The organism is Lacipirellulaceae bacterium, assembly GCA_040218535.1.
In the GTDB taxonomy this organism is placed as follows: domain Bacteria; phylum Planctomycetota; class Planctomycetia; order Pirellulales; family Lacipirellulaceae; genus Adhaeretor.
In genome coordinates this window covers 254206-279733 of the sequence record JAVJRG010000005.1, presented here as the reverse complement: position 1 = coordinate 279733, position 25528 = coordinate 254206, and the positions used below count along the sequence as shown (strand labels likewise).

At 54.8% G+C, this 25528-nt stretch carries 27 protein-coding genes; 10 read left to right on the top strand and 17 right to left on the bottom strand.

Annotation, left to right across the window (positions count from 1 at the left end):
* Positions 1-54 precede the first annotated feature (54 nt).
* Positions 55-1056, top strand: a complete 1002-nt coding sequence (locus tag RIB44_01350; GenBank protein ID MEQ8615217.1) for a matrixin family metalloprotease — start codon at positions 55-57, stop codon at positions 1054-1056.
* Here RIB44_01350 and RIB44_01345 read toward each other — a convergent pair.
* Positions 1053-1853, bottom strand: coding sequence for a DUF1080 domain-containing protein (locus RIB44_01345; GenBank protein MEQ8615216.1), 801 nt, complete (start codon positions 1851-1853; stop codon positions 1053-1055). The genes RIB44_01350 and RIB44_01345 overlap by 4 nt on opposite strands.
* A gap of 307 nt (positions 1854-2160) precedes the next feature.
* Here RIB44_01345 and RIB44_01340 point away from each other — a divergent pair, with 307 nt between their 5' ends.
* Positions 2161-5358, top strand: a complete 3198-nt coding sequence (locus RIB44_01340) for a hypothetical protein (GenBank protein ID MEQ8615215.1) — start codon at positions 2161-2163, stop codon at positions 5356-5358.
* 693 nt (positions 5359-6051) lie between these two features.
* Positions 6052-6624, top strand: coding sequence for a helix-turn-helix domain-containing protein (locus RIB44_01335; protein ID MEQ8615214.1), 573 nt, complete (start codon positions 6052-6054; stop codon positions 6622-6624).
* A 227-nt stretch (positions 6625-6851) separates the two neighbouring features.
* Here the strand turns inward: RIB44_01335 and RIB44_01330 are convergent, their stop codons facing one another.
* The gene (locus tag RIB44_01330) at positions 6852-7151 is read right to left on the bottom strand and encodes a hypothetical protein (GenBank protein ID MEQ8615213.1); all 300 of its coding nucleotides are present in this window, start codon (positions 7149-7151) and stop codon (positions 6852-6854) included.
* The gene (locus tag RIB44_01325; GenBank protein ID MEQ8615212.1) at positions 7144-7365 is read right to left on the bottom strand and encodes an addiction module protein; all 222 of its coding nucleotides are present in this window, start codon (positions 7363-7365) and stop codon (positions 7144-7146) included. Before RIB44_01325 ends, RIB44_01330 begins: the two co-directional genes overlap by 8 nt.
* 92 nt (positions 7366-7457) lie before the next feature.
* Here RIB44_01325 and RIB44_01320 point away from each other — a divergent pair, with 92 nt between their 5' ends.
* Complete coding sequence (locus RIB44_01320) at positions 7458-8009, top strand: gamma carbonic anhydrase family protein (GenBank protein MEQ8615211.1); 552 nt, start codon at positions 7458-7460, stop codon at positions 8007-8009.
* A gap of 104 nt (positions 8010-8113) precedes the next feature.
* Here RIB44_01320 and RIB44_01315 read toward each other — a convergent pair whose 3' ends face one another.
* The 5 genes from RIB44_01315 to RIB44_01295 all read right to left on the bottom strand — a co-directional run bounded on the left by RIB44_01315 (position 8114) and on the right by RIB44_01295 (position 13579).
* Complete coding sequence (locus RIB44_01315) at positions 8114-9241, bottom strand: aminotransferase class V-fold PLP-dependent enzyme (GenBank protein MEQ8615210.1); 1128 nt, start codon at positions 9239-9241, stop codon at positions 8114-8116.
* A 147-nt stretch (positions 9242-9388) separates the two neighbouring features.
* Entirely contained in the window at positions 9389-10894 is a 1506-nt protein-coding gene (locus RIB44_01310) for a hypothetical protein (protein ID MEQ8615209.1), read from the bottom strand.
* A 353-nt stretch (positions 10895-11247) separates the two neighbouring features.
* Entirely contained in the window at positions 11248-11928 is a 681-nt protein-coding gene (locus RIB44_01305) for a TadE/TadG family type IV pilus assembly protein (protein ID MEQ8615208.1), read from the bottom strand.
* 36 nt (positions 11929-11964) lie between these two features.
* Positions 11965-13116: a VWA domain-containing protein gene (locus tag RIB44_01300; protein MEQ8615207.1), complete on the bottom strand. Its 1152-nt coding sequence runs from the start codon at positions 13114-13116 to the stop codon at positions 11965-11967.
* Between the two features lie 40 nt (positions 13117-13156).
* Positions 13157-13579, bottom strand: coding sequence for a pilus assembly protein (locus RIB44_01295; protein ID MEQ8615206.1), 423 nt, complete (start codon positions 13577-13579; stop codon positions 13157-13159).
* A 217-nt stretch (positions 13580-13796) separates the two neighbouring features.
* Between RIB44_01295 and RIB44_01290 the strand changes: the two genes are divergently transcribed.
* The 3 genes from RIB44_01290 (at position 13797) to RIB44_01280 (ending at position 15843) form a co-directional block, all read left to right on the top strand.
* The gene (locus RIB44_01290; GenBank protein MEQ8615205.1) at positions 13797-14174 is read left to right on the top strand and encodes a DUF2007 domain-containing protein; all 378 of its coding nucleotides are present in this window, start codon (positions 13797-13799) and stop codon (positions 14172-14174) included.
* A gap of 115 nt (positions 14175-14289) precedes the next feature.
* Complete coding sequence (moaC, locus tag RIB44_01285; GenBank protein MEQ8615204.1) at positions 14290-14772, top strand: cyclic pyranopterin monophosphate synthase MoaC; 483 nt, start codon at positions 14290-14292, stop codon at positions 14770-14772.
* Between the two features lie 36 nt (positions 14773-14808).
* On the top strand, positions 14809-15843 hold the full coding sequence (locus RIB44_01280; protein ID MEQ8615203.1) for a polyprenyl synthetase family protein: 1035 nt from the start codon (positions 14809-14811) through the stop codon (positions 15841-15843).
* An 85-nt stretch (positions 15844-15928) separates the two neighbouring features.
* Here the strand turns inward: RIB44_01280 and miaA are convergent, their stop codons facing one another.
* On the bottom strand, positions 15929-16876 hold the full coding sequence (gene miaA, locus RIB44_01275; GenBank protein ID MEQ8615202.1) for a tRNA (adenosine(37)-N6)-dimethylallyltransferase MiaA: 948 nt from the start codon (positions 16874-16876) through the stop codon (positions 15929-15931).
* A 158-nt stretch (positions 16877-17034) separates the two neighbouring features.
* Here miaA and hisE point away from each other — a divergent pair, with 158 nt between their 5' ends.
* From hisE to RIB44_01260, 3 genes are read left to right on the top strand one after another with little or no spacing between them, the layout of a single operon-like run.
* Complete coding sequence (gene hisE, locus RIB44_01270) at positions 17035-17361, top strand: phosphoribosyl-ATP diphosphatase (GenBank protein ID MEQ8615201.1); 327 nt, start codon at positions 17035-17037, stop codon at positions 17359-17361.
* A 15-nt stretch (positions 17362-17376) separates the two neighbouring features.
* A complete protein-coding gene (hisG, locus tag RIB44_01265) occupies positions 17377-18234 on the top strand; it encodes an ATP phosphoribosyltransferase (GenBank protein ID MEQ8615200.1) in 858 nt (285 codons plus the stop codon).
* A gap of 49 nt (positions 18235-18283) precedes the next feature.
* Positions 18284-19153 carry a DUF4105 domain-containing protein gene (locus RIB44_01260; protein MEQ8615199.1) on the top strand — a complete coding sequence of 290 codons (870 nt, stop codon included), beginning with the start codon at positions 18284-18286 and terminating at the stop codon, positions 19151-19153.
* Here RIB44_01260 and RIB44_01255 read toward each other — a convergent pair.
* The 8 genes from RIB44_01255 to RIB44_01220 all read right to left on the bottom strand — a co-directional run bounded on the left by RIB44_01255 (position 19140) and on the right by RIB44_01220 (position 25495).
* Positions 19140-19562, bottom strand: a complete 423-nt coding sequence (locus RIB44_01255) for a secondary thiamine-phosphate synthase enzyme YjbQ (GenBank protein MEQ8615198.1) — start codon at positions 19560-19562, stop codon at positions 19140-19142. The genes RIB44_01260 and RIB44_01255 overlap by 14 nt on opposite strands.
* Positions 19563-19606: 44 nt before the next feature.
* Complete coding sequence (locus RIB44_01250) at positions 19607-20479, bottom strand: DUF72 domain-containing protein (GenBank protein ID MEQ8615197.1); 873 nt, start codon at positions 20477-20479, stop codon at positions 19607-19609.
* Positions 20480-20509: 30 nt separating this feature from the next.
* Positions 20510-21328: a hypothetical protein gene (locus RIB44_01245; protein ID MEQ8615196.1), complete on the bottom strand. Its 819-nt coding sequence runs from the start codon at positions 21326-21328 to the stop codon at positions 20510-20512.
* Between the two features lie 44 nt (positions 21329-21372).
* Entirely contained in the window at positions 21373-22464 is a 1092-nt protein-coding gene (gene gmd / locus RIB44_01240; protein ID MEQ8615195.1) for a GDP-mannose 4,6-dehydratase, read from the bottom strand.
* A 79-nt stretch (positions 22465-22543) separates the two neighbouring features.
* Positions 22544-23536, bottom strand: a complete 993-nt coding sequence (locus RIB44_01235) for a GDP-L-fucose synthase (GenBank protein ID MEQ8615194.1) — start codon at positions 23534-23536, stop codon at positions 22544-22546.
* 106 nt (positions 23537-23642) lie between these two features.
* Positions 23643-24170, bottom strand: coding sequence for an SRPBCC family protein (locus RIB44_01230; GenBank protein ID MEQ8615193.1), 528 nt, complete (start codon positions 24168-24170; stop codon positions 23643-23645).
* Positions 24171-24213: 43 nt separating this feature from the next.
* Positions 24214-24729 carry a heavy-metal-associated domain-containing protein gene (locus tag RIB44_01225; GenBank protein ID MEQ8615192.1) on the bottom strand — a complete coding sequence of 172 codons (516 nt, stop codon included), beginning with the start codon at positions 24727-24729 and terminating at the stop codon, positions 24214-24216.
* Between the two features lie 34 nt (positions 24730-24763).
* The gene (locus RIB44_01220; GenBank protein ID MEQ8615191.1) at positions 24764-25495 is read right to left on the bottom strand and encodes a hypothetical protein; all 732 of its coding nucleotides are present in this window, start codon (positions 25493-25495) and stop codon (positions 24764-24766) included.
* Positions 25496-25528: the final 33 nt, after the last annotated feature.

Here is a 25528-nt window from a genome sequence, read left to right as displayed (position 1 = left end):
ATTTGGCATTGCTGTTCTGAGAAGTTTCCGTTCTTCGTGACGAGGAGCTTGGCGATGCGATGCTTGGTCGCGGTACTGTTGGCCGGTTCAGTATTCCTGCACGGAAATTCTGACGCGAAGGCTTACAACGTCTTCGGTCCCTTTCCATGGGACGAAACCACCGATTACTACCTGAAGTGGGGCGACATCTTTTCGCCGGGTTCTCCTGGAGGCACCATCACCTGGAGCCTCATGCCCGACGGTACGACGATTGATCCTTCGTTCACCGACCCGAACATTTCAGGGACGAGCAATTTATCCACCATCCTGAACGGACTCGGCTCAGAGGCTGCCCTGGAAACCATCGAGCGCGTGTTTGATCGCTGGTCGGATGCGGCGAACATTTACTTCGAGCAAGTTGATGATGGGGGCCAACCCTTTGCCGGTGCCAATTCTAGTGCGCCGACCCATGGGCACATTCGCATCGGTGCCTTCGCCATCGACGGCACCGTGGGAGGTGTGGGCTACGCTCCGCCGCCAAATGGAGGACCTTTGGAAGGCGATGTCCTGCTCAATTTAATCAACACTTTCTTTTTTGATCCCGGCGATGAGGGCGATCTTATTCAAATTTTCAACGATTTCGAAAGCTTGCTAATGCATGAGGTCGGGCATGCGCTAGGCCTCGCCCACTCAGACGTTTGCTCGGTCATGTCGATCGACTTTGATTGCTTCAAGTTCGTCAATCGTGAACTTGATGCGGACGATCTAGCGGGCATTCAATTTCTTTACGGCCCTGCCCTGCAAGCCGACTTCGACCGCAATCACCTGGTCAGCACGGGCGACCTTATCGCCTGGCAAGCCGGATATGGAACACTCAGCGGAGCCATCCATCAGACAGGCGACGCGGATGACGACCAAGCGGTTACCGGAAGCGACTTTGTCCTGTGGCAACGTGAATTGGGCAGCGGTGAGTTGCTCGCTACCGGAAACGCCGTGCAAACACCGGAGCCCTCGACGCTGCTCCTCCTTATGGTGAGCCTAGCAAGTTTCGCTAGCAGGTCGATGCGGGCGACCTAGTTGTCGTTAGATTCAGTTTTTTTCGTAAGGTCGAGCAGTTCGATCTCGCGAAAATCAAACGGTGCACTCTCGGCTTGGATACAAATCGTGCCCTTGGAGAGCTTTTTGTCGGCTCCCTCTTTCAAGAGCCGCTTCGCGTCGACATCCTTTTCGTCGAGCATTGGGTGGGTGTATTCGATCGTCTGCTTGCCGTTGACGAAGTGGCGTATCACTTCATGGCCGTGGACTTCAACCTCGAGGGTCATCCACTCACCATGCTTGATCGTCTCTGCCGTAGGTTCGAGCTTGGCACAATGCGGCGTGTAGAGCTTGCCATTCAAATGGACGTTGGTCCCTGGGGTACAAAGATTCCCTGCGGGACGGTGCTTACCGTCGTCGAGTCCAGAAAGGAGCTGAGCTTCTAACGAAACCGGAAACACTTGATCGAGCCCCATCGACTGCGGCGTCTGCCCGTGAACTAGCAGCCCGTTATTGCGAATGCCCCAGTCAGGACCTCCCTCGACTTGTTTGCCGACCGAGCGGCACTCAGCGCGCAACCGATAGTGCGAGAACGTACCGTTGTAGAACAGGTGCCCCATCTTACCGCGGTAGGGTCCTTCGTACTTGTCGAACCGCACCTTTAGTAAACCCTCCTCAACGCGGAAGGTGTCGGCAAAATTCACGCCAACCTTCTCGCCACGAATTTTGGGCGTCCAGCCGGTGAGGTCTTTGCCGTTGAAAAGTTGAATCCACTCTTCGGCTTGGGTGGTGGACGTCGCAGCGAAAAACGCAATGAATAGCAACAATCGGAAGAGCATGGCGAACACCTAAGGAGAAGAGATGAAGCTCGAAACTAACAGAAAATACATTCTCCAATGTACGGTTTCTTCGCTAGGTCGCCAGCCTCGCCAGGGAATGTCTTAAAAGCGTTGTCCGACCGTTTAATTTAGCATAGTACAGCACTGGTGAAATCCAAAAAACCCACAAGTTGGCACCAACCCTCAAAGTCGCTTATCATACGTGAGTCTGCGGAAAGCATTCTCTACCCCCGACACCGTTATCAAATGGCTCGCTCAAACGTCTTATCAAGAGCGTGCCGCAAAAACCTTTGAGTCCGAGCACAGCATGAGCAACGCAACTAGGAGAGGGTCTCCCAGTCTCTCACAGGCACGAAAGCTTCATGGCGAGCGACTTCAGCCGCGGTGTTTGCTGGCGGTCGATTTTCAATTGCTCCAGGACATCAACGCGACGCCCGTTCTTGAAGGGAGTGCGCTTTCCGAATTCACGCAGGTGGGAAGCGACACCTACTTTGTCGCGACCACACCGACCCTTGGTGCCGAGTTGTGGAAGACCGATGGCACGGAAGCGGGTACCACGCTTGTCAAAGATATCCGCCCCGGGAGTGGTGGCTCCGGGCCTACTCGTTTGACTGAGTTTAACGGGTCACTCTATTTTCGGACAAACGTTGGAGTCACTGGCTTCTGGAAAAGCGATGGCACGGAAGCAGGGACCGTTGAAGTTGCACCCGCAGGGCAGTTCGACGGTCCTTACAATGTCGAGGACTTTACCCTCAGCGGAAGTTACCTGTACTTCACCGCTCAAGGCGGAGACTACGGTCGCGAGTTGTGGCGCACCGATGGCACGGCTGCTGGGACAATTCTCACGAAGGACATCATGCCGGGGTTTCGGGATGGAGCCGACCCCCTCTACCTGACCGATGTCAATGGCACTCTGTTCTTTGCAGCTGACGATGGCACGATTGGTTACGAACTGTGGAAAAGCGATGGCACCGAAGCGGGAACGGTTCTTGTCAAGGATATCAAACCGGGCGAGTTGGATGCTAATCTCGAGGAGTTTGCTGCTTTCGACGGCAAGCTGTATTTCTCGGCACATACCGGCACAAAGCAGTTGCTATGGGAGAGCGATGGCACCGAAGCGGGTACACAGATTGCGGTGACTCCCACCGGTTCGCAGCGATTACAGTGGCCTCGTGAACTCACGGTTTTTGAAGATGAGCTCTACTTCAGCGCGATTGTTTTTGACAGCGCTTCCCAAATCGGTGGCGGAGAACTTTGGAAAACTGACGGCACCGATGCGGGAACCGTCCTGGTGAAGGATATCAACCCCTTGGGAAGACCCTCTTGGCCTCAGGATTTGCTGGTGGTCGACAATCAACTTTTCTTCACCGCGTTTACGGACTTTGAAGGGCGAGAACTGTGGGTTACTGATGGCACCACCGCGGGGACCGTCATGACCAAAGATATTGAACTCGGCTACCAAGATAGTTCCAACCCGGCTGAACTCACAGACGTCAACGGCACCCTGTACTTCACAGCCACCGATGGCGTCACGGGAATTGAACTTTGGAAATCCGACGGCACCGAAGCAGGGACGACGCAGGTTTTCGACCTTGCAGTCGGCACGGACGGTTCAACGCCCCAAGACCTAGTCTTTAACGGCACCGATTTACTATTCCATGTGGATGATCTAATGGTGGGCGATGAGCTGTGGAAGCTCGACGTTGTGACCGATAGCCCGACTCTGGTGAAAGATATTCGTGGAGGTACGCAGATTTCCTTTCCCGATTATCTAACCCTATTCAACGGAGAAGCTTACTTCCGTGCCGACGATGGCGTGCACGGATCGGAACTATGGAAAACCGATGGAACTGCCGCGGGCACCGTCATGGTGAGCGACATCAATCCTGGTCCTGGCAGTAGTAGCCTTTTTGGCATGACGGTTGTTGGGAATACCCTGTACTTTGCCGCCAGCGACGGAGTTCACGGTCGAGCACTCTGGAAGACGGATGGCACTACGGCAGGAACGATGTTCGTCGGTGATGTCACCCCTGGGACCGAGGGGTCTGAGCCTCAATGGTTGACCGAAGTCAATGGCACGCTCTTCTATCAAGCCCTAACGGTGTCAGAAGGTCGTGAACTCTGGAAGGTCGACGGAAGTGGCACGCCTGTACTCATTAAGGATATTCGTCCTGGCAACTTTTCCTCGTGGCCCGAAGATCTGGTCGCGATCGGAAACACGCTCTACTTTGAAGCTGATGACGGATCGGGGGCCTATGGCGAACTCTGGAAGAGCGATGGCACCGCAGCCGGCACTCAGATGGTCACCGATTTCACGCCCAACGACGGCTCGTACCCGGACCACATCACCGACTTAGGTGGCATCGCTTACTATGCCGCTTGGGGAGATGGAAATGGTAAGGAACTCTATCGTAGCGATGGCACGGCAGCAGGTACGACGCTCGTAAAGGACATCGGCACCGGGCATCTGAGTTCTTATCCTGACGAACTTTTTGAGTTTAATGGCTTGCTCTATTTCAGCGCCGAAGATGAAACGCACGGTCAAGAGTTGTGGGTGAGCGATGGTACCGAGATAGGCACCGTGTTGCTGGCCGATCTTAGGCCCGGCCCCATCAATTCTGGACCGATAGGCTTCACTGTCCTCGGAGATCGCTTCTACTTCTCAGCCTACGACGACATCGGGGGGCGCGAGCTATGGGTCAGCGATGGCACTGCCGTCGGCACTATGAAACTGGCAGAGATCAACCCGGGAATTGCTTCTTCCGGCCCTGGTAACTACGTGGAGCATGAGGGAATCGTTTACTTCACAGCCACGTCCGAGAACCACGGCAGCGAAGTTTGGATGAGCGACGGCACCACCGCGGGAACCGCGCTCGCCTTCGACTTCACAGGTAACTCTGGCAGCAGCCAACCTTACGATCTAACGCTGTTGGGAGACAAGCTGTTAGTCAGTGCCGTCACTGAAGCCTACGGCCGCGAACTGTGGGTCGCCGACCTAGCGGCCCCCGCCTCAGGCGATTACGACAACAACGGCACGACCGACGGTGGTGACTTCCTGCAGTGGCAATCAACCTTCAACACTCCCATCACCCCGGCTGGCGACGCCGCCGACGGCGATTCCTCAGGCACTGTCGACGCGGGGGATTTGGATGTGTGGGTGGGGGATTATGGTGCGGTGTCCTCCCCACAGGTTAGCTCAGCGGGTGCTCCCAGTGAGGCCATGTCCGAGAGCACAACTTTCCAGGTAAACAATTTCTGGCTTTCGCTGAAATGGGATTCTTCTGAGGAGTTTAAAGCAGATCGCGAACCGGATCCAGCGACGAGTCTTGAAGCCTCCACGTTCATAGTTTCATCGCCTCAAGTTGGTCCTGTTGAGCACGCGGATCCCCCTGTTGCTACGACCTCGGTGGAAAGTAAGCACATAGCGGAAACCGACGAGGCATTTGCGCGTTGGGTAGACCTACATCAAGAGCTTCTTAACGAACTGCTCACGCCCGAGTCTTGAAACTTGCACTGGGATGCGGGAACTATCCCCCCACACAACCCGCACAACCCTCTTACCCGGTGCAATAAGGGAATGTTCCTAAAGTTGAGGGGCCCATTCTTTCGATGCTTAGTCTTGGAAGGATTGTTTCTCTCGCACTGCTTGCAAAAGCAATTCGTAAGAAGCCTTCTTTCTGCAGGGGGGAGCCTGCCTTACTAAGTGCTTTCGTTTACCAAGTTTCGAGGGGTAAACGAGAGTGCTATCTGTCAGATACTTTGCGTGTCTGTCGTCGTAAAGACTTGCTCTCTCGCTGCGCAACCTCCGCAGGTTGCACGACTGCTGACCGGCTAGTGTGCTTGGTTTGCGGTGCGAAGAGTCCTGTTGGAACGCTTAGACCCAAGCTCTCCAATTTGACGATTTTCACCAATCTCCGAGTGCTGGCACTGCCGAAGCATTTGTTTAGAGATGATGAAGTTTTTCGAGATTGCTGAACGACGCCAGAAGGATCTGGATCGTTCTTGAAATGCGAACTCGACTGTAGGAGTTAGTGCCCCGACCCAGGTGACCTGCACACACGGCAAGCCACAAACCGTCTGAGGGAGTAAGACGGTCGCCGCCAAGCGAAAGCATGTCATTGAGGGCTTAACGCCTGCCTCTAGTATTGGAGGTAGGCAAGACCAGCGAACAACATAAGACAAGTTTGGAGTACCCGTGATGAAGGTCTTTACTACTGGCCAGGTCGCCAAGATCTGTAAAGTGGCACCGCGCACGGTTAGCAAGTGGTTCGACTCCGGTCGGCTCAAAGGCTACCGAATCCCCGGTTCCCAAGATCGCCGCATCCCCCGCGAATACCTGATCAAATTCCTCAAAGAGCACGGCATGCCTTTGGGTGACCTGGAAGACGAAGCGATGGCCAAGGTGCTAATCGTCGCCCAGGACCAAGTGCTGATCGAAAACCTCAAGCGTGAACTACCCGCTGAGAAATCGTTCCGCAATGCCACCGCCGCCAGCGGTTTCGAAGCCGGCATCCAAGCCGAGAGCTTCCATCCCGACTGCATCATCGTTGACTTCTCAATTGGTCAGCTTGAAGCGTTGCAGATTTGCCAAAACCTGCGTCGCTCCAGCGACTTCGCCGAGACGATCTTGATCGCCCTGCTGCCAGATGATGGCACCACGGCCAGCTTCGATCGGTCGACAATCAACGAAACGTTCAAAAAGCCTTTCGATGCCGCACTGTTGGCCGAACGCTTGCGAACGCTGATCGGTGCGAAGAAAGAGTTGGTCTAAAGAAGTGACCAAAGCACGCGACCGTTCGCTGGTCGCACGAAGGTAGCTTTGCCGCCGAGCAGAGGGGTCTACCGGTGGACAACATAACGTGGGACGGTCGACGGATTCCGACCGGCCGCTAGCAGAGGACAAGGCAACTCCCGAGGCCTTTCTGCGAGCGACACCCCGCGATCAACGAAAAGCCCTCGCTGGGAAACCAGCGGGGGCTTTTTGCTTTCTACGTCAGTCTATTTTCGGGTCTGCTGCCATGCTTCAATTGAACGTGCCCCATGCAGTACACCCAATAACAGCAATTCCTCATCACTGAAATCGAATAGTACCAAGTACGGAAAGCGATTCAGGCGGGCAAAGCGAAGTCCTGTAGGAGTCAATCCGTAAAGCTCCGGTGATCGAATAACCGCCTCAGTGATGCGGCGTGCCTCATTCACGAAGGCTGTTCCCAATCCCATTGAGCGATTGTCGTACCAATCAGCCGCCTCCAGAACGTCGGAATCAAACAGCAGATGGTAGCGAACACTCCTAGCCATTCCGCTTTTCGATCTTTGCCCAGGTCGCTTCGTGGCTTGACCCTAACTTGGGATCGGAGAGCATTTCATCTCGACGGCGGAGCGCTTCTTGTTCGGCCCACTTAGGTAAGGGAATAGCCTCGGAAGATTCTCCAAGGTTCTCCCAGATGAGTTCGACGAGGTGAAGTTTATCTGCTGCTGGGAGAGCTAGGAGGGCGTTTGTATCTATGTTCATTTTCGTGAACCTATCTGTCTAGTTTGCTCTAACATATTATAAGTCAGTATGCCTCGCAGAAGCAATCTTTCATCACTTAGGCTGCCCTAAGCATGTCCGCTGTAATTCGTGTCTACCGAGGAAACTACCCAACTCTAGGCGAGCGGGTCTACCTCGACCCCGCTGCAACCGTCATTGGTGAAGTCACTCTCGGTGACGATGTGTCCGTCTGGCCCGGTGCCGTCATTCGAGGCGACATGCACTGGATCAAAGTCGGCGCTCGCACCAACATTCAAGACAACGCCGTGTTACACATTACCCATGCCAGCACTTACAATCCTGACGGTTGGCCACTATGCATCGGTGAGGACGTCATCGTCGGACATAGTGCCGTGTTGCATGGTTGCACAGTTGCTGATCGTGTACTGGTCGGCATCGGCGCGATCGTGAACGATGGTGCCGTCGTCGAAGAGGAGGTCATTATCGGAGCCGGGTGCCTTGTACCGCCAGGAAAGCATTTAGAAAGCGGCTTTGTGTATGTTGGGAATCCGTGTCGTAAGCTACGGGAGATTACCGATGATGAACGGAAGTACTTCGTGTACTCTGCGGCAAACTACGTGAAGCTGAAGGACCAGTATCTTGCAGCTGCCAATAAGCTCGTATAGCAACGCCTTATTCGGGCCACGGATCGACACGGATTTCTTATCCAATCACATCCGTGACAATCCGTGTCATCAGTGGCCAAAGATCTCGGATACAGGATACCAGGCTAGGCGATCTCGTTGAGCGTCTTTTCGAACGTCTCGACGGTGCGATCGACATTCTTCAACTTATCTAAGCCGAACAGACCTAAGCGAAACGTTTGGAATCCTTCAGGTTCATCGCATTGCAGGGGCACGCCGGCTGCGATTTGCATGCCTAGCTCTTTGAACTTCTTGCCGTTGTGGACTTCGGGATCTGACGTGTAGCTAACGACTACGCCGGGGGCCTTGAAGCCCTCTGCCGCGACACTGGGGAAGCCTTTCTCTTCGAGAACCGCGCGAATGCGATCACCTAACTCCTGCTGACTGGCCCTTGCTTGGTCGAAGCCGTAGCTCTTCGTTTCGTTCATCACGTGGCAAAACGCAGTGAGGCCGTCGGTTGGCATGGTTGCGTGATACGCATGACCGCCGTTTTCGTAGGCTTGCATGATCTGATGCCACTTGCCAAGGTCGCAAGCGAAGCTGGTACTTTGGGTTTCTCCTAGTTTCTCTAGGCCGAGCTTGCTAAGCATCACCAGACCGGCACAGGGCGAGCCACTCCAACCCTTCTGTGGGGCGCTGATGAGTACGTCCACCCCGGTTGCTTCCATATCAACCCAAATCGTCCCCGAAGCGATGCAATCGAGAACGAAAATACCGCCGACGGAATGGACCGCTTCGGCAACGCTTTTCAGGTACTCTTCCGGCAGGATCATTCCGGCAGAAGTCTCTACGTGCGGCGCAAACACGACCTCGGGACGCTGTTCTTGGATCGTCGCAACGACTTCTTCTATTGGTGCCGGTGCAAAGGGTTCCTGAATTCCTTCGGCAACTTGGCGAGCCTTGAGAACCGTTGACGAAGAGGGAATCGCACCGGTCTCAAAGATTTGCGTCCAACGATAGCTGAACCAACCATTGCGAATTACCAGGCACTTCTTGTTCGTGGCAAACTGACGAGCGACGGCCTCCATCCCAAATGTGCCGCTTCCGGGGACAACCACGACTGCCTGTGCTTTGTAGACTTCCTTGAGCGTCGAGGAGATGTCGTTCATCACGCTCTGGAACGACTGCGACATGTGGTTAAGAGCGCGGTCGGTATAAACGACCGAGTATTCTAGAAGGCCGTCGGGGTCGACATTGGGCAGCAGGCCAGGCATTGGAAATCTCCGAATTGCGAAATACGATTGCTTTACCGTAGTTTCGCAGAGCGTCTGGAGACTTGCTAGTGAAGAATTCTGGCGATTCGACTTTGGGCAGCGCAGTGCAAGCACCTCGGCGAAACGCGGCGAGCACTTTTCTGGACCTCAACCCTGGCCGCCAGCGCCACCTTTTCCACCTTTACCACCGCCGTCTTCGCCGTCTTCACCGTCGAAACCTTGGGTCGCCTTCTGCTGATAGATGGGCATGATGCGGTAGTAGACTTCGAGAGTCATGGTACTCATCGCGGTGACGTACAGACGACCACCATACTTGGCGTGGCTGTATTTGAGATCGGGGGTCCAGCTCCCTTGCTGATGCCCTTCTTTTTCCTGGCTTGCTACGAGCTGATCTCGCATTTTCTCATTCCACTTCGTCCACAACGGACCTTCTCCGCCAGTGAACTGATAAATCACTTGTGCGGCATAGTAGTTAAAGTAGACGTCATTCTTGGAAGGACCTCGTTTGACGAGCCTCTCAACACCTCGTTTGAGCTTCTCATTCTTCTGATCAACGCCCATGTACATACGGCAGAGCAGCCCGATCGCGGAGGTTGCCGGCTTGTAGTAGGGTTTATCGATCGTGTAGCAGTAACCCTCTCCACCGTCGACTTCTGCGGTGTCAAGGAAATAGCTCGCCCGTCGAACAACAATCGGGGGAACTTGCAGCGAAGCCATATAGCCGCTCTTTAGTGCACCAATGTGCCAACCCATGACCGAAGTGTCGCCCGTCTGTCTCGGTTTGTAGCGCCAGCCGCCTCCCTTTGGATCTTGAGCATTGCATGTGAAATTGAGCAACGCTTGTGCTGGCGTACGGAGCGTCTCATCACCGGTCATGGCGTACACTTCGCTAAGTGCCATCGAGGCGATTCCATGACAATACATCCAGTGAATGTCTTTTGTATCTTGATCGATGACCGTTGCCCCATCGTTGGTCATTTTGAGCATTTGAACTAACGCACGGCCACCACGCTCAACCACCTGGCGATACTTCCCCTCCTTGTGTGTATTTCCAGCGCCGAGGAAGGGCAGCAGAGCCAACCCGGTAGCTCCGGCACGCAACTCGGGTTTGTCTCCTGGAATCGAGCACTGCCCCTGGCAGCTGCCATGACGATGATCGAAGCTCCAAGAGCCATCGGGCAGTTGGTGACGAGCGAGCCACTTCAAGGATTCCTCAACCGCCTTTTCACTTTCACGACTCCCCCCCGCCTTGCGAACCATCCGACGGCGGCCCGCTTCGCTACGACCGGTGAGCCCGTCAGCCCCCATGCCTCCGCCAGTGGGACTTGCTTCGGTGATGCCCATATCGGCAGTAAAGTCGATCATGTCGAGCGAAGTCTCTTCGAGGGCGAGCGGCTCGCTGGACTCAAGGCTCTCGATTTCGATCTCGGTATCGAGTTCGACTTCCACATCCAAGTCGGTCGATTCGTCAAGCGAGGTGTCCACGGGATTGATCTCGATGTCCAGAATCTCTTCTTCAAGCTCAACGCTGTCAGTATCAATTTCCGCCGAACTGAGCGAGGTCGGCTCTCTTGAAGTTAGGGGCAAGGTCCAGAGAGCCAGTGCAATGATGAACGCCAAATGCAACATCAAGCTGGCTAGCCAGCTGGGCATGCCGCTGGTGAGCTGTGAAAGAAAAGAGCTCTCCACGGAGTCCGACGAGTCTTCAACCTGCACACGCTTCTTCGTTCTGACACCGGAAGGCGCAGAGGAAGCCTTGGCGGGCTTAGAAGGTGCGGGGATATCCGTCGAGGATTGACTCATTATCTGCCGAATACTGCAATGTTCCTGAAGGAGAAGTCAGACGAGCTGTTCTCCCAGAAGCTGAGAACGCCGCGTCTGCTCTATTGTAAACCAATCGGTCCACGTGAGAAAGCAATCTGTCTCACAGAACAGTGCGCACACTTGATAGAACGAAAAACGCACCGCCAATTGCTTGACGGTGCGTTTCGTCGTTTCTCTTCAGGCTAAATCAGCGGTGGAGGTGGCGGCGGCGGTTGTGGATCGGGTTCCGGCTCGGGTTCGGGCTGTGGTTGTGGCTCGGGTTCGGGCTCCGGTTCAGGACCGTCATCCTCTTCGTCATCCTCTTCGTCATCTGGATCAGGTTCAGGTTCAGGTTCAGGTTCAGGTTCTGGTTCAGGTTCTGGTTCAGGTTCGGGTTCAGGTTCTGGTTCAGGTTCGGGTTCAGGAACAGGTTCGGGTTCTGGCTCGGGTAGCCCAGCTACTTGAATCACCGGGACTCGCTCGGTCATGAGCGTACAGTCGCGCTGAACCACACGATCGCGGGTCAGGCCAGCTGGTAACCAGGAGTTGGAGATCATCGGTACGTTCACCGTCACCGTCACATTTTCCGTCGATTCGCTGATGACTGATGGATGCACAGTGATCGTTGCGTTTTTTACGCCGGCTCGTGCGAGCAGGTTCTGCGCTTCGGCTTCTGCTTCCGCCTTGGTCGCTCCCGGGACAATCACATATCGGGCAGCTTCATAGGCAGCGTTGTCCGCGGCGTGTCGGAGATTGTGCATTCGTGTGAACTCAATCATGCCCACGACGAGCGTGATGAGAATCGGAAGCGTCAGCGCAAACTCAACGACCGTGACACCACGATGCTGGACTTGTTCCGGGTTTTGGCTTTTGGCGAATAACATACTTCGCTCTGCTAGCTTGGATTCGGTAGGGGTCGACTACTGGACGAGCAATGTAGGCAAGTTCCTAGCGATTGCTCGAAATGCCTCTTGCAGATCGGCATCGGTATTGGCGTGGAAGTGCAGGCCGCTTCCTTCGGTAGCAACCGACTGCATTCGGTACTGATCTGCCTCTTGTGAAAATGTGACTGTATAGACCGTGATGCCCTGATCGGCCGCATCTTGGGCTGCGTAGACTGGGTTGGCACCCATGTTATGCTGACCATCAGACATCAACACGATGACTTTTACGGCCCAGGGTCGGTTGTAGGAAGCAGCACTTAGCGCATTGATTGCTTGGTAGATTCCATCTCCCACATTTGTGCCACCCGACTCCAAATTATTGGTATAAACATCCAAGGCATCCGTGATACTGGAGTAGTCACTTGCTAGGTTAGACTCAACAGTTGCTGAAGTCGCATAAGTGGTTAATGAGAGGTGCTCGACCTGCGGCGACTGCTCCATCATGTCGATAAATGCATTGACCCCTGAGACAAGTGCACGCCATCGGGATTGCTCCGGCGCTGGGTCTCCGAACCACCAACCTTCAGGGGCTATTTCAGGGCCAAGATACTGACTAGCCCGATAGGCTGAGTCTTCGTAGTCGCCGTAGGCCATCGAACCTGAGCGATCGAGTACAAGCGCAATATCGAGTTCTACCTGCGAGGAAATGGCTGTTTGATTCGGCCCAAATTCCGTCACGGCCCCAAACCCCGGCATGAGCATTCGCACCGTCCCGCTAGCCGAATTGCTATCTCTCCTGGCTAGTACCTGCACCGCATTTGGCCTGCTGCCACCGGCAGTAAAGTTGTATCTCGAAGCAACACTTGTTCGTGTCGCAGTGCCGAACACGATATCGCCTGAGCTGAGAACTGTCGATTCTCCTGCGACTTCATTGCGTGTCATCGCTTCACGGGCAGCAAAACGAGCCTCAACTTCGTCGCCTGTCACATTCAGCGCATAGCCGGCAGCCCTGGTGGCAGCATCAGAGGCGATTCGCAGCTCGGTACGCGTTAGTTCCATGTAGGCTAGGTTCACAATGAAGCTAGCCAGGATGAGCATCACCGGCAGCAGCAAAGCGATCAGCGGCATCATGGCGCCGCGTCTTGTACGTGCAGAACGACGCAAGCGATTTGATTCTGAAGGGGACATGGGTTGAGACCTCGAAGAAAAGAATCGGCTAGTAAACCGATTAGTGTTCTTTCATCATTTCCGTACGAGCCGTGATTGTCCGCCCGTTGAATAACCAACCGCCCACCAGTGAGTTCGAGCTAAACGGTGCTGAGGCTTCCACGGCGATCCATTCCCCGGGCGGCGTAGAAGCAAAATTGGACGGCGTAACCGTTACCGTCGCTCCCTGAACTTCGCGACTATTGAGGATCAAATCGCATTGCGCTTCGACATTGGAAGCTTCAGCACCTTGCACTAGTGCGACACGTGCCCCTTCATAGGTGGCAATGCTGAGCGATTGCTGGAGGAAGATCATCGTGCAGGCTTCTATCGTCGCCAGGACGATCAAGGTAAGCACCGGCAAGCAGACGGCTAGTTCGGTCACTGCCAAACCGTGCCTGCTTTTTGGACTTCGTCGACTGAGGTGAGGGGAACGGCGAATCATGGAAGATTGTCTGCGGCGAGAGATGTAGGGCTATGAAAAACCTACGTCGGACCGCATCAAGCGACTCACTTTGAAGCCCGGCTAGAGGGATTTCGTTTGCTGGACGGTAGCCTTGCTAACGAATGGACCGAAGGTAACGATTGTTCCGAACGTGCCTCGGACTTGTCTTGCCTGTATGATGCACCTAGCAAACTAACTATCTGGAGAACAACAAGGTATGAGTGATCATTCCGAAACGACGCCGGAGACTGAACTTGTCGAACTTTGCAAGGCTGGTGACGAATTCGAAGCGAGGATGATCCTCGGCCTTCTTGAGGACCACGCAATTCATGGGGCGACCACTGGCGAGTTTACGGCCGGGTTCCGGGCAGAGGCTCCTGGGGTGGTGCGAGTCTACGTTGCCAAGGATGATCTGCCAGTGGCTGCGAACCTAGTCGCTGAGGCAAGCTCAAAGGGAGAACCGGAGGAAAGCACCAGCAGCGAGGAGGAGGCTGATAGTGACGGCAGATTCAAGCTCTTTCCCCAAGGAGTACTGATTATCATTATTGAAGTGGCCGTGCTAGCCATTATCGCCTGGCAATTCCTGTGGGATTGAAGGGTTAAAGTTCGAGTTTAGTGGGCGGTTAGTTAGTAGCTGAACTCGACGGCCTGCCGCCGTTGCCTACAATACTGGCTTTCCCAATCCATGCTTGATTCCCGCTTTATTTGCCGTGACTGACCTCTCCCATTTCGACGATCAAGGCGCCAGCCGCATGGTAGATGTCGGTGGGAAGCCGGTTACTGAACGAGCAGCGACGGCCAGCGGTCAGGTTCACATGCAGCCGGAGACGCTGGCTCTGATCGTCAGCCGCAAGCATGCGAAGGGCGATGTCTTGGAAGTCGCTCGACTGGCCGGCATCATGGCTGCGAAGAAGACGAGCGATCTAATCCCTCTCTGTCATCCGTTGTCCTTGGATTCGATTTCGATCTCCCTCGAGCCCCAGGGCGACGACACGCTGCACATCACGGCGACGGCAGCGATTGCTGCAAAGACGGGCGTTGAGATGGAAGCGTTAACCGCCGTGAGTGTCGCGGCCCTGACGGTCTACGATATGTGCAAAGCCGTTGATCGAGGGATGTCGATCCAGAACATCCAGCTTGATAAGAAATCAGGCGGGGCGAGCGGCGAATTTGATCGATTGAAAGACACATAATCTAAGCTGCCTACCTACAAGCAACACAACAAATCGATGACGACGCAAACGGCTACACCCCCTGACATAGCAGCTCAACTTCAGCGGCTGTTTGCGCCAATCGCCGGGGACCTCAATGCAACAGAGTCGAGGCTCCGTGATGAACTCAGCCATCAAAAGCCTTTCATCGATGAGCTTGCACAACATTCTTTTCGCATGAGTGGCAAACGGTTGCGCCCAGCGTTGCTTTTGCTTACTGCTGCCGCTTCAGGAAAGGTCACCGGGGAACATACCACGCTCGCCGCCGTCGTCGAGATGGTTCACACGGCAACGCTCGTGCATGACGACGTTCTTGACGAAGCAGATGTTCGTCGTCACACCGACACCGTGAATGCACGCTGGAGCAATCAAACGAGCGTTTTGCTTGGCGATTACCTTTTCACACATGCCTTTTACTTGGCGAGCACTCTCGAGACGCCACATGGCTGCCGCACCATTGGCCACGCCACCAATCGCGTCTGTGAAGGAGAGTTGCTACAGACAGCAAGTGCTGGCAACTTTGATATCAGTCGCGAAGAATATCTTCACATCATCGACGCCAAAACGGCAGCTCTCTGTGCTTGTGCGTGTGAACTTGGCGCTTTCTACGCTGGTGCCAATGAGAAGACTGTTACCCAGTATCGCGATTACGGTAGCGACTTGGGAATTGCTTTCCAGATCGCCGATGATTTGCTTGACCTCATCGGAGACGAATCAGACGTGGGCAAGTCGCTAGGAACTGACCTAGCCCATTGCAAAATGACACTGCCGCTGATCAACCTCCGCGATCAATGCTCACCAGCGGATCGAACGGAGCTCGAACGGCTCTGCACGACGCCTACGCCAGAGAATCTGGCAACGATTCAAGCTTGGCTCAGTGACTCGGGCGAGATCGCTGCTGCTCGTCGAATAGCCGTTGAATACGCTGAGCGAGCTGCGGATCGCATCAGATCGCTGAAACCGGAGTCATCAGACAATGGATCGGCTCGCCGATTCCAGGCCCATCAGTCACTGATGGCGTTGGCTGAGTTCGTCATCGCGCGGAATGCTTAGCGACCTCCCCGTGGCTGTGGCTTCCAACCGTAGTTTCGCACCTTCGCATACTGGGGGCAAGATGCCCCAGCCTCGGTATTCGTCGTCACGGCATTTCGGCAATCCGCCCAGCATTCTCTTCCGGCGTTTCATCTGCCTCGACATCCACGAAGCGGCACTCGCTCAGACTTCGGAACCAGGTCCCCTGACGCTTTGAAAACCTCCGAGTGCTAGATTTGATCTTCTCAACCATTTCTTCGTGGGTGATCTCTCCTTCAAGTTGAGCAAGCACTTCACGGTAACCGACTGCTTGTGAAGAGGTCCTTCCGAATTGCACGCCTTTCTCGACGAGGCCGCGAACCTCTTCGACAAGTCCGCGCTCGAGCATGCTATCGACCCGCTCGTTAATGCGTTCACGCTGTTGTTCGCGGGGCCGCCGCAACACGAAGACGCGACACTCCTCGGCGGGGCGGCCATCATCGAATTGCATTTGCTGGTGGCTGATCGGCTGGCCCGTTGTCCGATAAACTTCAATCGCACGAATCAACCTACGGGCATCATTCGGGTGGATGGCGTCGGCTGCGAGTGGATCGACTTGTTGGAGTACTTGATGCAATGCCTGACTACCAACTTCTTCAAGCTCTTTCTCAATTTCCTCGCGAAGCTTCCAATCCGCCGGTGGACCGTCGAAGATGCCGCGCAGCAGACTCTTCAGGTACAAGGGGGTTCCACCAACGAACAGCGGCTCGTTTCCTCGACTGCGAATCTCAAGAACGAGCGAATGTGCCTGCTCAACGTATTGAGCCACACTGTACTCGTCGCTCGGATCGACAATATCGATCAGGTGGTGAGGGACTTGGCCCTGTTCCTCCGGCGTCGGCTTGGCCGTGCCGATGTCCATGCCGCGGTAGATGGCCATCGAGTCCATCGAGATAATTTCCGCCCCCAACTTCTTCGCAAGAGCGAGAGCCACGCTGGTCTTGCCGACCGCCGTCGCGCCGGTGAGAAACCAGCAATCCTGGGCAGGAAGAGTCTCGGACACATTAAGAGACATGGTCAATTAAGCTTCGATTCTAGGTGTCGGGCACATCAAGGCGCAATTGTTAGCTGCGCCGCGTTGTAAGACTTTGGACTGCAACTTACACTGGAGAGCTTACCTACAAACGAATAACGCTCCTAGGCGCTACTTACTACGCCGTCAGTGAAACCGACATGCGTCCTCTCGATCAACTCGAAGCAACCATCACCCAGCGTAAAGCCTCAGGCGACACAGGCGGTTCGTACACGGCTAAATTGCTTGCCGGCGGTGTGGAAAAGATCGGCAGCAAGATCACCGAGGAAGCAGCCGAAGTTGTCGAAGCCGCTGGCGAACCGGGTGAAGAGGGCCGTCAGCACACGATCGCCGAAGCCGGAGATGTGATCTATCACTTGTTGGTTCTTTTAGCTCAACGGGAGATAACGCTTGCAGAGGTCGAAAGCGAACTTGCCCGCCGCTTTGGCATGTCCGGATTAGAAGAAAAAGCTAGTCGAGAAAAGTAACAAACGAAACACTTTATGAACTCAGAGAATCTACGCATTGGCATTCCCAGTAAAGGCCGTCTCGCGGATCTTGCCGGGCAATTACTCAAAGACGCAGGCCTGCGCTTCCGCCGTCAAGATCGCAGTCTGTTCGCGCGGGTGCGCGATATGCCCATTGATATCACTTTCCTGCGGACTAACGACATCCCGGTTCTCTGCGAAGAAGGAGCCATTGATCTGGGGATCACGGGGAGTGACTTGGTGGCCGAAAGCGGTGCCAAGCTGACCACACGGTTAAACCTTGGCGTAGGAAACTGCGGCCTTGCAGTTTGCGTTCCCGAAGATAGTTCGATCAACAGCCCAAAAGACTTGGCGGGGAAGCGGATTGCAACCAGCTTCCCGCACGTTACCCGTACCTTCCTCAAAGAACACGGGGCCGAGGCGCACATCGTTGAGTTGACGGGCTCGGTGGAAGTGATGATTGCCCTGGGTATCGCCGATGCGATTGTTGACCTCGTCGAAACGGGCAGCACACTGGCCGCCAATCGCCTAAGGATTCTTACAGAGATAGGACGATACGAAACGGCCCTCGTGCAAAATCCGGCTACGAAGCACACCGAGCTAGCTGATCGAATCACTCGCCGCATTGAAGGCGTCGTTATTGCCCGGGCCTACTCCCTGTTGGAGTATAACGTCGAGAAGGAGAATCTGGTGGAAGCCGAGAAAATCACCCCGGGCTTCTCCTCACCGACGGTCAATCGGCTTGAAGAAGAAGGCTGGTTCAGCGTACGAGCCATGGTCAAGCGGGGCGAAGTGATCGGCATCATGGAGCAGCTAGAACAGCTCGGGGCGAAGGCGATTCTGGAGACTTCGATCGCCAATTGCCGGCTCTGACGCGGCTAAGCCGCAAGCGGCGATGTTGACATTGAATCAGTGCTAGCGTTTGACTACTCTTCGCCTCATGCGCTGCTTGCTGCTCATTTTACTCGCTTCGCTCGTTGGTTGCCAAAGTGCCGCCAAGGTGATGGCGCCGTCGAATGTCCGCAACTGGGCTCCCGAGCAGGCCGTTCTTCCGTATGCGGAATTCTCAGGCGATGAGGTCACGGTACGCAACGTTCGCCACTGCCAATACTTTGGTGGTGCCGAAGTCGCTGAACAGGAAGACCCAACCGGTGAAGAGTTCATCGTCAACTATGACGATCGAACCTACAAGTTAAGCGACCTGCAAGCAGTCGACTTCTTCATGGTTCCTTTCGAGGGAATGCCGCGATTGGCCCATACGATGCTGAGCTTCGAGTTTGCCCCTGAAAAAGGCCCTCGTGAGCACCTGACAGTCAGTGTCGAAACGCGTAAAGAAGTCGGCGAGTCGTACGCGGCTTGGAAAGGAAGCGCCCGCCAGTACGAGTTGATGTACGTCGTTGCTGACGAACGCGACGTGATCAAAGTCCGGACGCACTTCCGCAACGAGAATGTCTATCTCTACCGCACCAAGGCAACCCCAGAGCAAGCACAACGGTTATTCGTGGATGTCATGAGCCGAGCGAATGAACTGGCCGCGCATCCGGAGTTCTATGACACGCTATCCAACAACTGCACCACGAACCTCGTGCGGCACATCAATCGCATCCACCCAAACCGGATCAAGTACGATTATCATGTGCTGCTGCCGGGATACTCGGACGAGCTCGCCTACAAGGAAGGCTTAATCGAGAAACAGGGCTCCTTTGCTGAGACGAAGGCCCGAGCCTACATCAATGCCCGCGCATGGAGTGTCGCGGAACACGAAGATTACTCGACGGCTATTCGCCGATGATCTTCACCAACACGCGTTTCTTGCGACGTCCGTCAAACTCGCCGTAGAAAATCTGCTCCCAAGGCCCAAAGTCGAGTTTCCCCTCAGTCACGGCGACAACGACTTCGCGTCCCATAATCTGACGTTTGTGGTGCGCATCGGCGTTGTCTTCGCCAGTGCGATTGTGATGGTAACGCTGCGGCGAAGCATCGAACGGGGCCAGTTCTTCAAGCCACTTGCTGTAGTCGCGGAGTAAACCCTGTTCATCATCGTTGATAAAAACGCTCGCCGTGATATGCATTGCGTTGACGAGGCAAAGCCCCTCTGTGATTCCGCTTTCGGCGAGGCACTGGCTGATCGTGGGCGTGATGTTCTCAAAACCCATGCGCTGGGCGATGTTGAACCAAAGTTCTTGGCGGTAGGAACGCATTTTCGTAACGCTGATTGTTGAATGATGAGTGGCTGGATACTCTTCTAAAATAGCGACGTTTGCTGGGGGACTTGGCGGCCTGGCCATTCGGAGAGGTCCGGTAGCCGGGGGATTCTCGCCTGAAGACTGCGATGGAAAACCTCGGCAAAAGTCGCTGAATCCACTTGGTTTGGGGCATGGAGAAACACGTAGGGGGTCTTCCCTTGCTCGATCCAGGCGGCTGTTTCGGCAGTCCAGCGTTCAATCCAGCTTTCGATTTCCGTGAGGTCAGTTCTTCCCACGAAACGCAGGAACGGACGACCACCAGTCGTCGTTGCTCGAGAAGGAACTTTGGGTTTGCGATCCTGGGCATGAACTTCATGCTCATCGGCTGGTGCGGCCGAGAATAAGGGCTCTGTCTCAAACAAAACGCGGTCAATGTTTAACTCTTTGAGCAAGACGTTCAGTTGTGTCTCGCATCTGCCATTATCGAAGTAGTCTAAGTGACGTAGGTCGACGGCATACGTAAACTCGATTGGCAAACTGCTTAGGTAGGCTTCCAGCTTGTCAAAATGCTCGCCTGAGAAATGCGGCGGAAGCTGCAAGAAGCTTGGTCCAAGGTGATCTGCTTCCTTAAGAATCGCCAATCGATCGAGAAAATCGGCAGTTTCTCGTTCCGCTTTTACGAGTTGTCTCTCATGAGAAATAGTCCTCGGGAATTTCAAACAGAACTGAAAGCCGGGCGCCACTTCTTGAGACCACCGCTGCACGGTATCTCGCGTCGGCAATCCGTAGAAAACGGTATTCCCTTCAACGGTATTGAAAACCTGTGAGTACTCCGAGAGCCAACGACCGCGGTTCTTAGTGGAGAAAAGAGTCCCCACCCAGCCCGGAGTTGTCCACTGGGGACAGCCGAAATAATAGACTTGTTTCGACACGACAAAAAGAACGGCGGCGGAGTCCGAGAACTACTGAGAGGTCGTCACTTGTAAAAGTAACGGGCGGTGATCGCTGGTGGCCTTGGTATCAGGAAAATCGCCTGGGCGGACGATGATTTCAAGTTTGGCGTTCAGCGGCTTCCCATTCGACTTGACGAAAGCAAAATCCAGACGAGAGCCAGGATAGTCATCGCGGCCATCGCGGTCGCGATCGTCGTAGTTGGTGTCAACGTCTTTCTCAAGAGTTGGGGCCGTCCAGACATTGGTGGCTAGGAAAGCTTGGTAGGAAGCGTTCCCGCGTTTTGCATTGATGTCGTAATCAAAATTGCAGTCGCCTGCCAAGATGACGGGCAACGGTTGGGCCTTCGCCCATTCGCTGAGGCCCACGGATTGTTCTTTTCGCAAGTCTTCATTCCTGCGGGCGTGGTGCACGGTGACGAGCAGGAATTCTTGCTGGTCAGATTTCCGTTGAATATGTGTAACAAGTGGCGAGCGATGCGAGTAGTCGTTCAAACGATAGTTGCGAAAGCTCATCAACTCCGTATAGGAACGAATATGAAACTTGCTGGTGTCCACAATTGCCGCCAAGCGATCACGCCCACCCAGCGACGACACATAATACTTGTAGCTTCGTCCGTACTTATCACGAATGGCTGCGGCATACCGGCCGATGTCACGCGCATCGACTTCCTGCAGGAGGTAAGCATCGGCCCGGGGAAGTTCGGCAAGCTGTCTGGCAATGATCTCTGGGTCGGCCCCCTCAGATTCGACGTTCCAGCTTAGGACATCCAACGCCGAGGCAGGGGAGGCGAGAAGGGAGAGCGACAACACTAGAAAAAAATGCTTCATAGTAGTTACTTAATGTCCATTGATCTGGGGCTATTCAAATTGAGTTAAACCTCGTTGGCGACGAATGCATCCGCTTGAGAGGCGGCGAGCTGCAGGTCGTTCTGGACCATCATCTTGGCCAGCTCCGCCAGTGATACCTTGGGCTCCCAACCGAGATCGGTTTTCGCCTTGGTCGCATCACCCAAAAGCAGGTCGACCTCTGCAGGACGGAAATACCGTGGGTCGATCCGTACAACAACGTTGCCCTCGGTATCTCGACCAACTTCGTTGGTTTCGCTACCAGACCACTCAATGGGCAGTCCAACTTCGGCGAAGCAAAGTTCGCAGAAGCTTCTGACGGAATGGGTCTCGCCAGTAGCAATCACATAGTCATTGGGCGTGTCCACCTGCAACATCCGCCACATGGCGTCGACATAATCTCCGGCAAAACCCCAGTCGCGACGTGCGTCGAGATTCCCAAGATAAACGCAATCCTGCTGGCCGAGTTTGATGCGAGCGGCAGCACGGCTGATCTTGCGTGTGACAAACGTCTCGCCGCGGCGGGGAGACTCGTGATTAAAGAGAATCCCGTTCACGGCAAACATGCCATAGGACTCGCGATAGTTACGCGTAATGTGAAAGGCGTAAGCCTTCGCTGCCGCGTAGGGGCTGCGTGGATAGAACGGTGTCGTCTCGGTTTGCGGTGATTCAAGCACCTTGCCGTACAGCTCGGAGGATGAAGCCTGATAGAAGCGGGAATCGAGATCGAGCTCCCGCATCGCTTCTAAAATTCGCACGACTCCTAATCCGGTCACGTCTGCGGTGTACTCTGGCACTTCGAAGGAGACTTTCACGTGCGACTGAGCGCCGAGGTTATAGATCTCGTCCGGGCGAACCACTTTCAGGATGCGATTGATGCTGCTGGCGTCATTGAGATCACCATAACAGAGCCGCAGCCGCACGTTGGATTCGTGAGGATCTTGGTAGAGATGATCAATCCGCCCGGTGTTAAAAGACGAACTCCGCCGGATGATGCCCCAAACCTTGTAGCCTTTGCTGAGCAGCAACTCCGAAAGGTACGAGCCATCTTGGCCTGTAATACCAGTGATCAAGGCGGTCTTGCCGTTGAGTTCGGGAAGTGACGAAGGCTTATTCATTATCTGTTGCTTTCGAATTACCTAGTGTTGAACAAAGACAGGCTCTAGTTCGATGGCATTTATTCTCTCAAAAACTTGGTTACGAGACCATCGTTCCGCGTAACTTTTCACCGGAAGCGATTCTTTGCTCGAACCACTGGTAGGTGCTCGCGATCCCCTCGCGCAGGTCAATCTTATGGTGCCACCCAAGGTCGTGCAGTTTCGTCACGTCAAGCAACTTCCGAGGCGTCCCATCGGGCATGTCGGAGTCGAAAGTCAGCCGAGCTTCGGGGCAGACGATTTCCTGGATCAATTCGGCAAGTTCTCGGATCGTCACGTCGATTCCTGTGCCGACATTCACCGGCTCAGCATCATCGTAATGGTTCATCATGAATACGCAGGCATCGGCCAAATCGTCGACATGAAGAAACTCGCGTCGCGGGCTTCCGGTGCCCCAGATCGTGACTTCTCCTCCCGCTTCTGCTGACTCTCGACAGTTATGGAACTTACGCATCAGCGCAGGCAAGACATGAGAACTCTTCAGGTCAAAGTTATCGTTCGGTCCGTACAGATTCGTCGGCATGGCCGAAATAAAATGACAACCGTGTTGCCTGCGGTAAGCCTCGCACGCCTTTAAGCCGGCTATCTTGGCGATTGCGTAAGCATCGTTCGTCACCTCCAACGGCCCGGTGAGCAGATACTCCTCTTTGATCGGTTGAGGGCAGTCACGCGGGTAGATGCAGGAGCTCCCTAGATACAGCAACTTCTCGACGCCCGTCTGCCAAGACGCATGCAAGACGGTCGCATGCATCATGAGGTTGTCGTAGAGAAAGTCGGCGGGGCGGGAACTGTTGGCGTGAATTCCTCCTACCGTTCCCGCTGCGTGAAAAACGAACGCAGGCTTCATCTCGGCAAACCAGTGGTTCACGGCAGTTTGGTCGCGGAGATCAAGCTGCTGGCGAGTCGCCGTGAGCAGATTCGAATATCCACTGGATTCCAGACGCCGCAACAGTGCTGAGCCGACCATTCCCCGATGACCAGTCACATAGATCGGAGCATCCAGCGGTAGCATCGAGCCAGACAATTTCGACATTCCGGATAACAGGTAGTGAAGCTATTGGGTCAGTGTGCGTCTACGCAAGACGAGCCCATAGTTATACCCGGAAGTTTCTCGCGACCGAAGTGCGATAGGTTCTCGCCTAGCTTGGGAAGACGGACGCGAGCTGATCCTGGCGGTACTCGAAGATGTGCTTGACATCTCGTTTTACCAGTAGATTGTGAATCAACGCACCACCTGGCACCGCGTAGTGAACAATATCGATGACTCGGGTGCCGAGTTCGGTTTCTTCGAACAAGTGCTCGTGATGCCACCAGTGGTAGGGACTGCGGAGTGCTCGGTCGACGAACCGCCGATTGGGCTCCCAAGCGGCGATCTCGGTCTTCCACTTGATGTGCAGTCCCCGCAATCGGAGCCGGTAATCGATAATCGCCCCCTGCCGCATCTCAATGGGTAGCGGTGTGACAATGTTGAAGTTGAGATAGGGCGGCGTTAGGGCCTCAAGATTCCCGGCGTCGCTGAAGTAGTCGAAAACCCGCTCGATCGACTCGGGCACGACGCAGTCAGCACGCAGTACGTAGCCGCCCTTGTGCGGGGCGTTCGGGTCCGAGTTCTTCTCGATCGTGATCTTTGCGGATTCTACGCTGCTTGCTGATAGTTCGTCGGCCATGACGGCGAAACCGCAAGCGATCCGTTGGGCGTAACCAGTGAGGCTAGCTTTTCTTGGTTGTTGGCTTCGCCGCCGATTTCTGCGGAGTAGTCTGCTTCGATTTCTTAACCGCTTGCGGCTTAGCCACCAGCAGCGGCCCCTTGGTCTTCTTGTCAGCCGCAAAAGTACCTTCAGGCCCAATCAGCTTCACGGGCTGAAACCCGGCAGTCTGACAAGCTTTCCAAATGTCGGCGGACTTGACTTGCTTCTTCTTCTGCGGCGTGACTATCGCGAGGTTGGCTTTCACGTCCGTCGAAATGCTCTTCACTCCCTTGAGGACAATCACCTTGCGAACGATCTTCTTTGCACAATGGCCGCAGTGCATCTTTTCGACGTAAACGGCTGTCTGCTCGGGAGCGAGCTTGAGTGCCGGCTCTTTCTTGATTGATTTTTTTGTCGCGTCAACTTTTGCCGTCGCTTGCGGTTTCGCAGTGATTTGGGTTGCTGCGATCGCCAACGGCGAAGACGCCAGCGTCGCAGCGAAAACACACAACGTGGATATCTTGATCGTGTTCAACATGGGTTTCCTAAAATATAAAAGTTTCAATTGATGACTACTTGCGAACATAAAGGCCATCCGCTTCAACCACCAGGGTTCCACCGGGGGCGATGCGGGCCGTGCCTTTCACGACGACGGTTTCTTTTTCTTTCAACTCGAACAGTTTTTGCGTCGGCACGGTCAGCAGCTTACCGTCCTTGCCTTTAAATTCTACCCGTGCCATCAGCTTCGATTGATCGCCGGCATGAGCAGCGCAGAAGGCACATTCCTCGCCTGGGGCGTGGTTGTGTTCGTGCGCTTCATACTCTTGCAACTCGGCCGAATCAACAACGTAGAGAACCGCGTGCTCCTTGGAGAAGGGGAACGCCGGCTCAGTTTCTTTCCAGGGATTGGCGAGTCCACCTACGGAGCCAACCAGTACGATCTCCTTCCCGCCCTCGACGGCGTGGGCGTGGTGATCGTGCCCGTCATGGCCATGCCTATCATGGTCGGCATGATCGTGTTCCTCATGGTCATGATCGGCATCCTCGTGATCGTGACCTTCTTCATCATGCTCAGCTTCCTCCGCATCGTGGTTGTGATCCTCTTCCAGCGGCTCGCCTGTCAGCGCCTCACGCACGTCCAAGACCGACATGGCCCCCTCGGGATCCTCTGACAGGGTGAAGCTAGTGCGGTACTTTTTCAGGTCGGCGGTACTCATGCCAGCTGGCTCGGTGCAGCCGGCCATTAAGAAAAAACTTGCTGTCGTGAATACTGCCGTCAGGGCAGCGAGGGGGGAGCGAGGCATATCAGGTTCCACTAATGCGTTGGGGATTTGAGC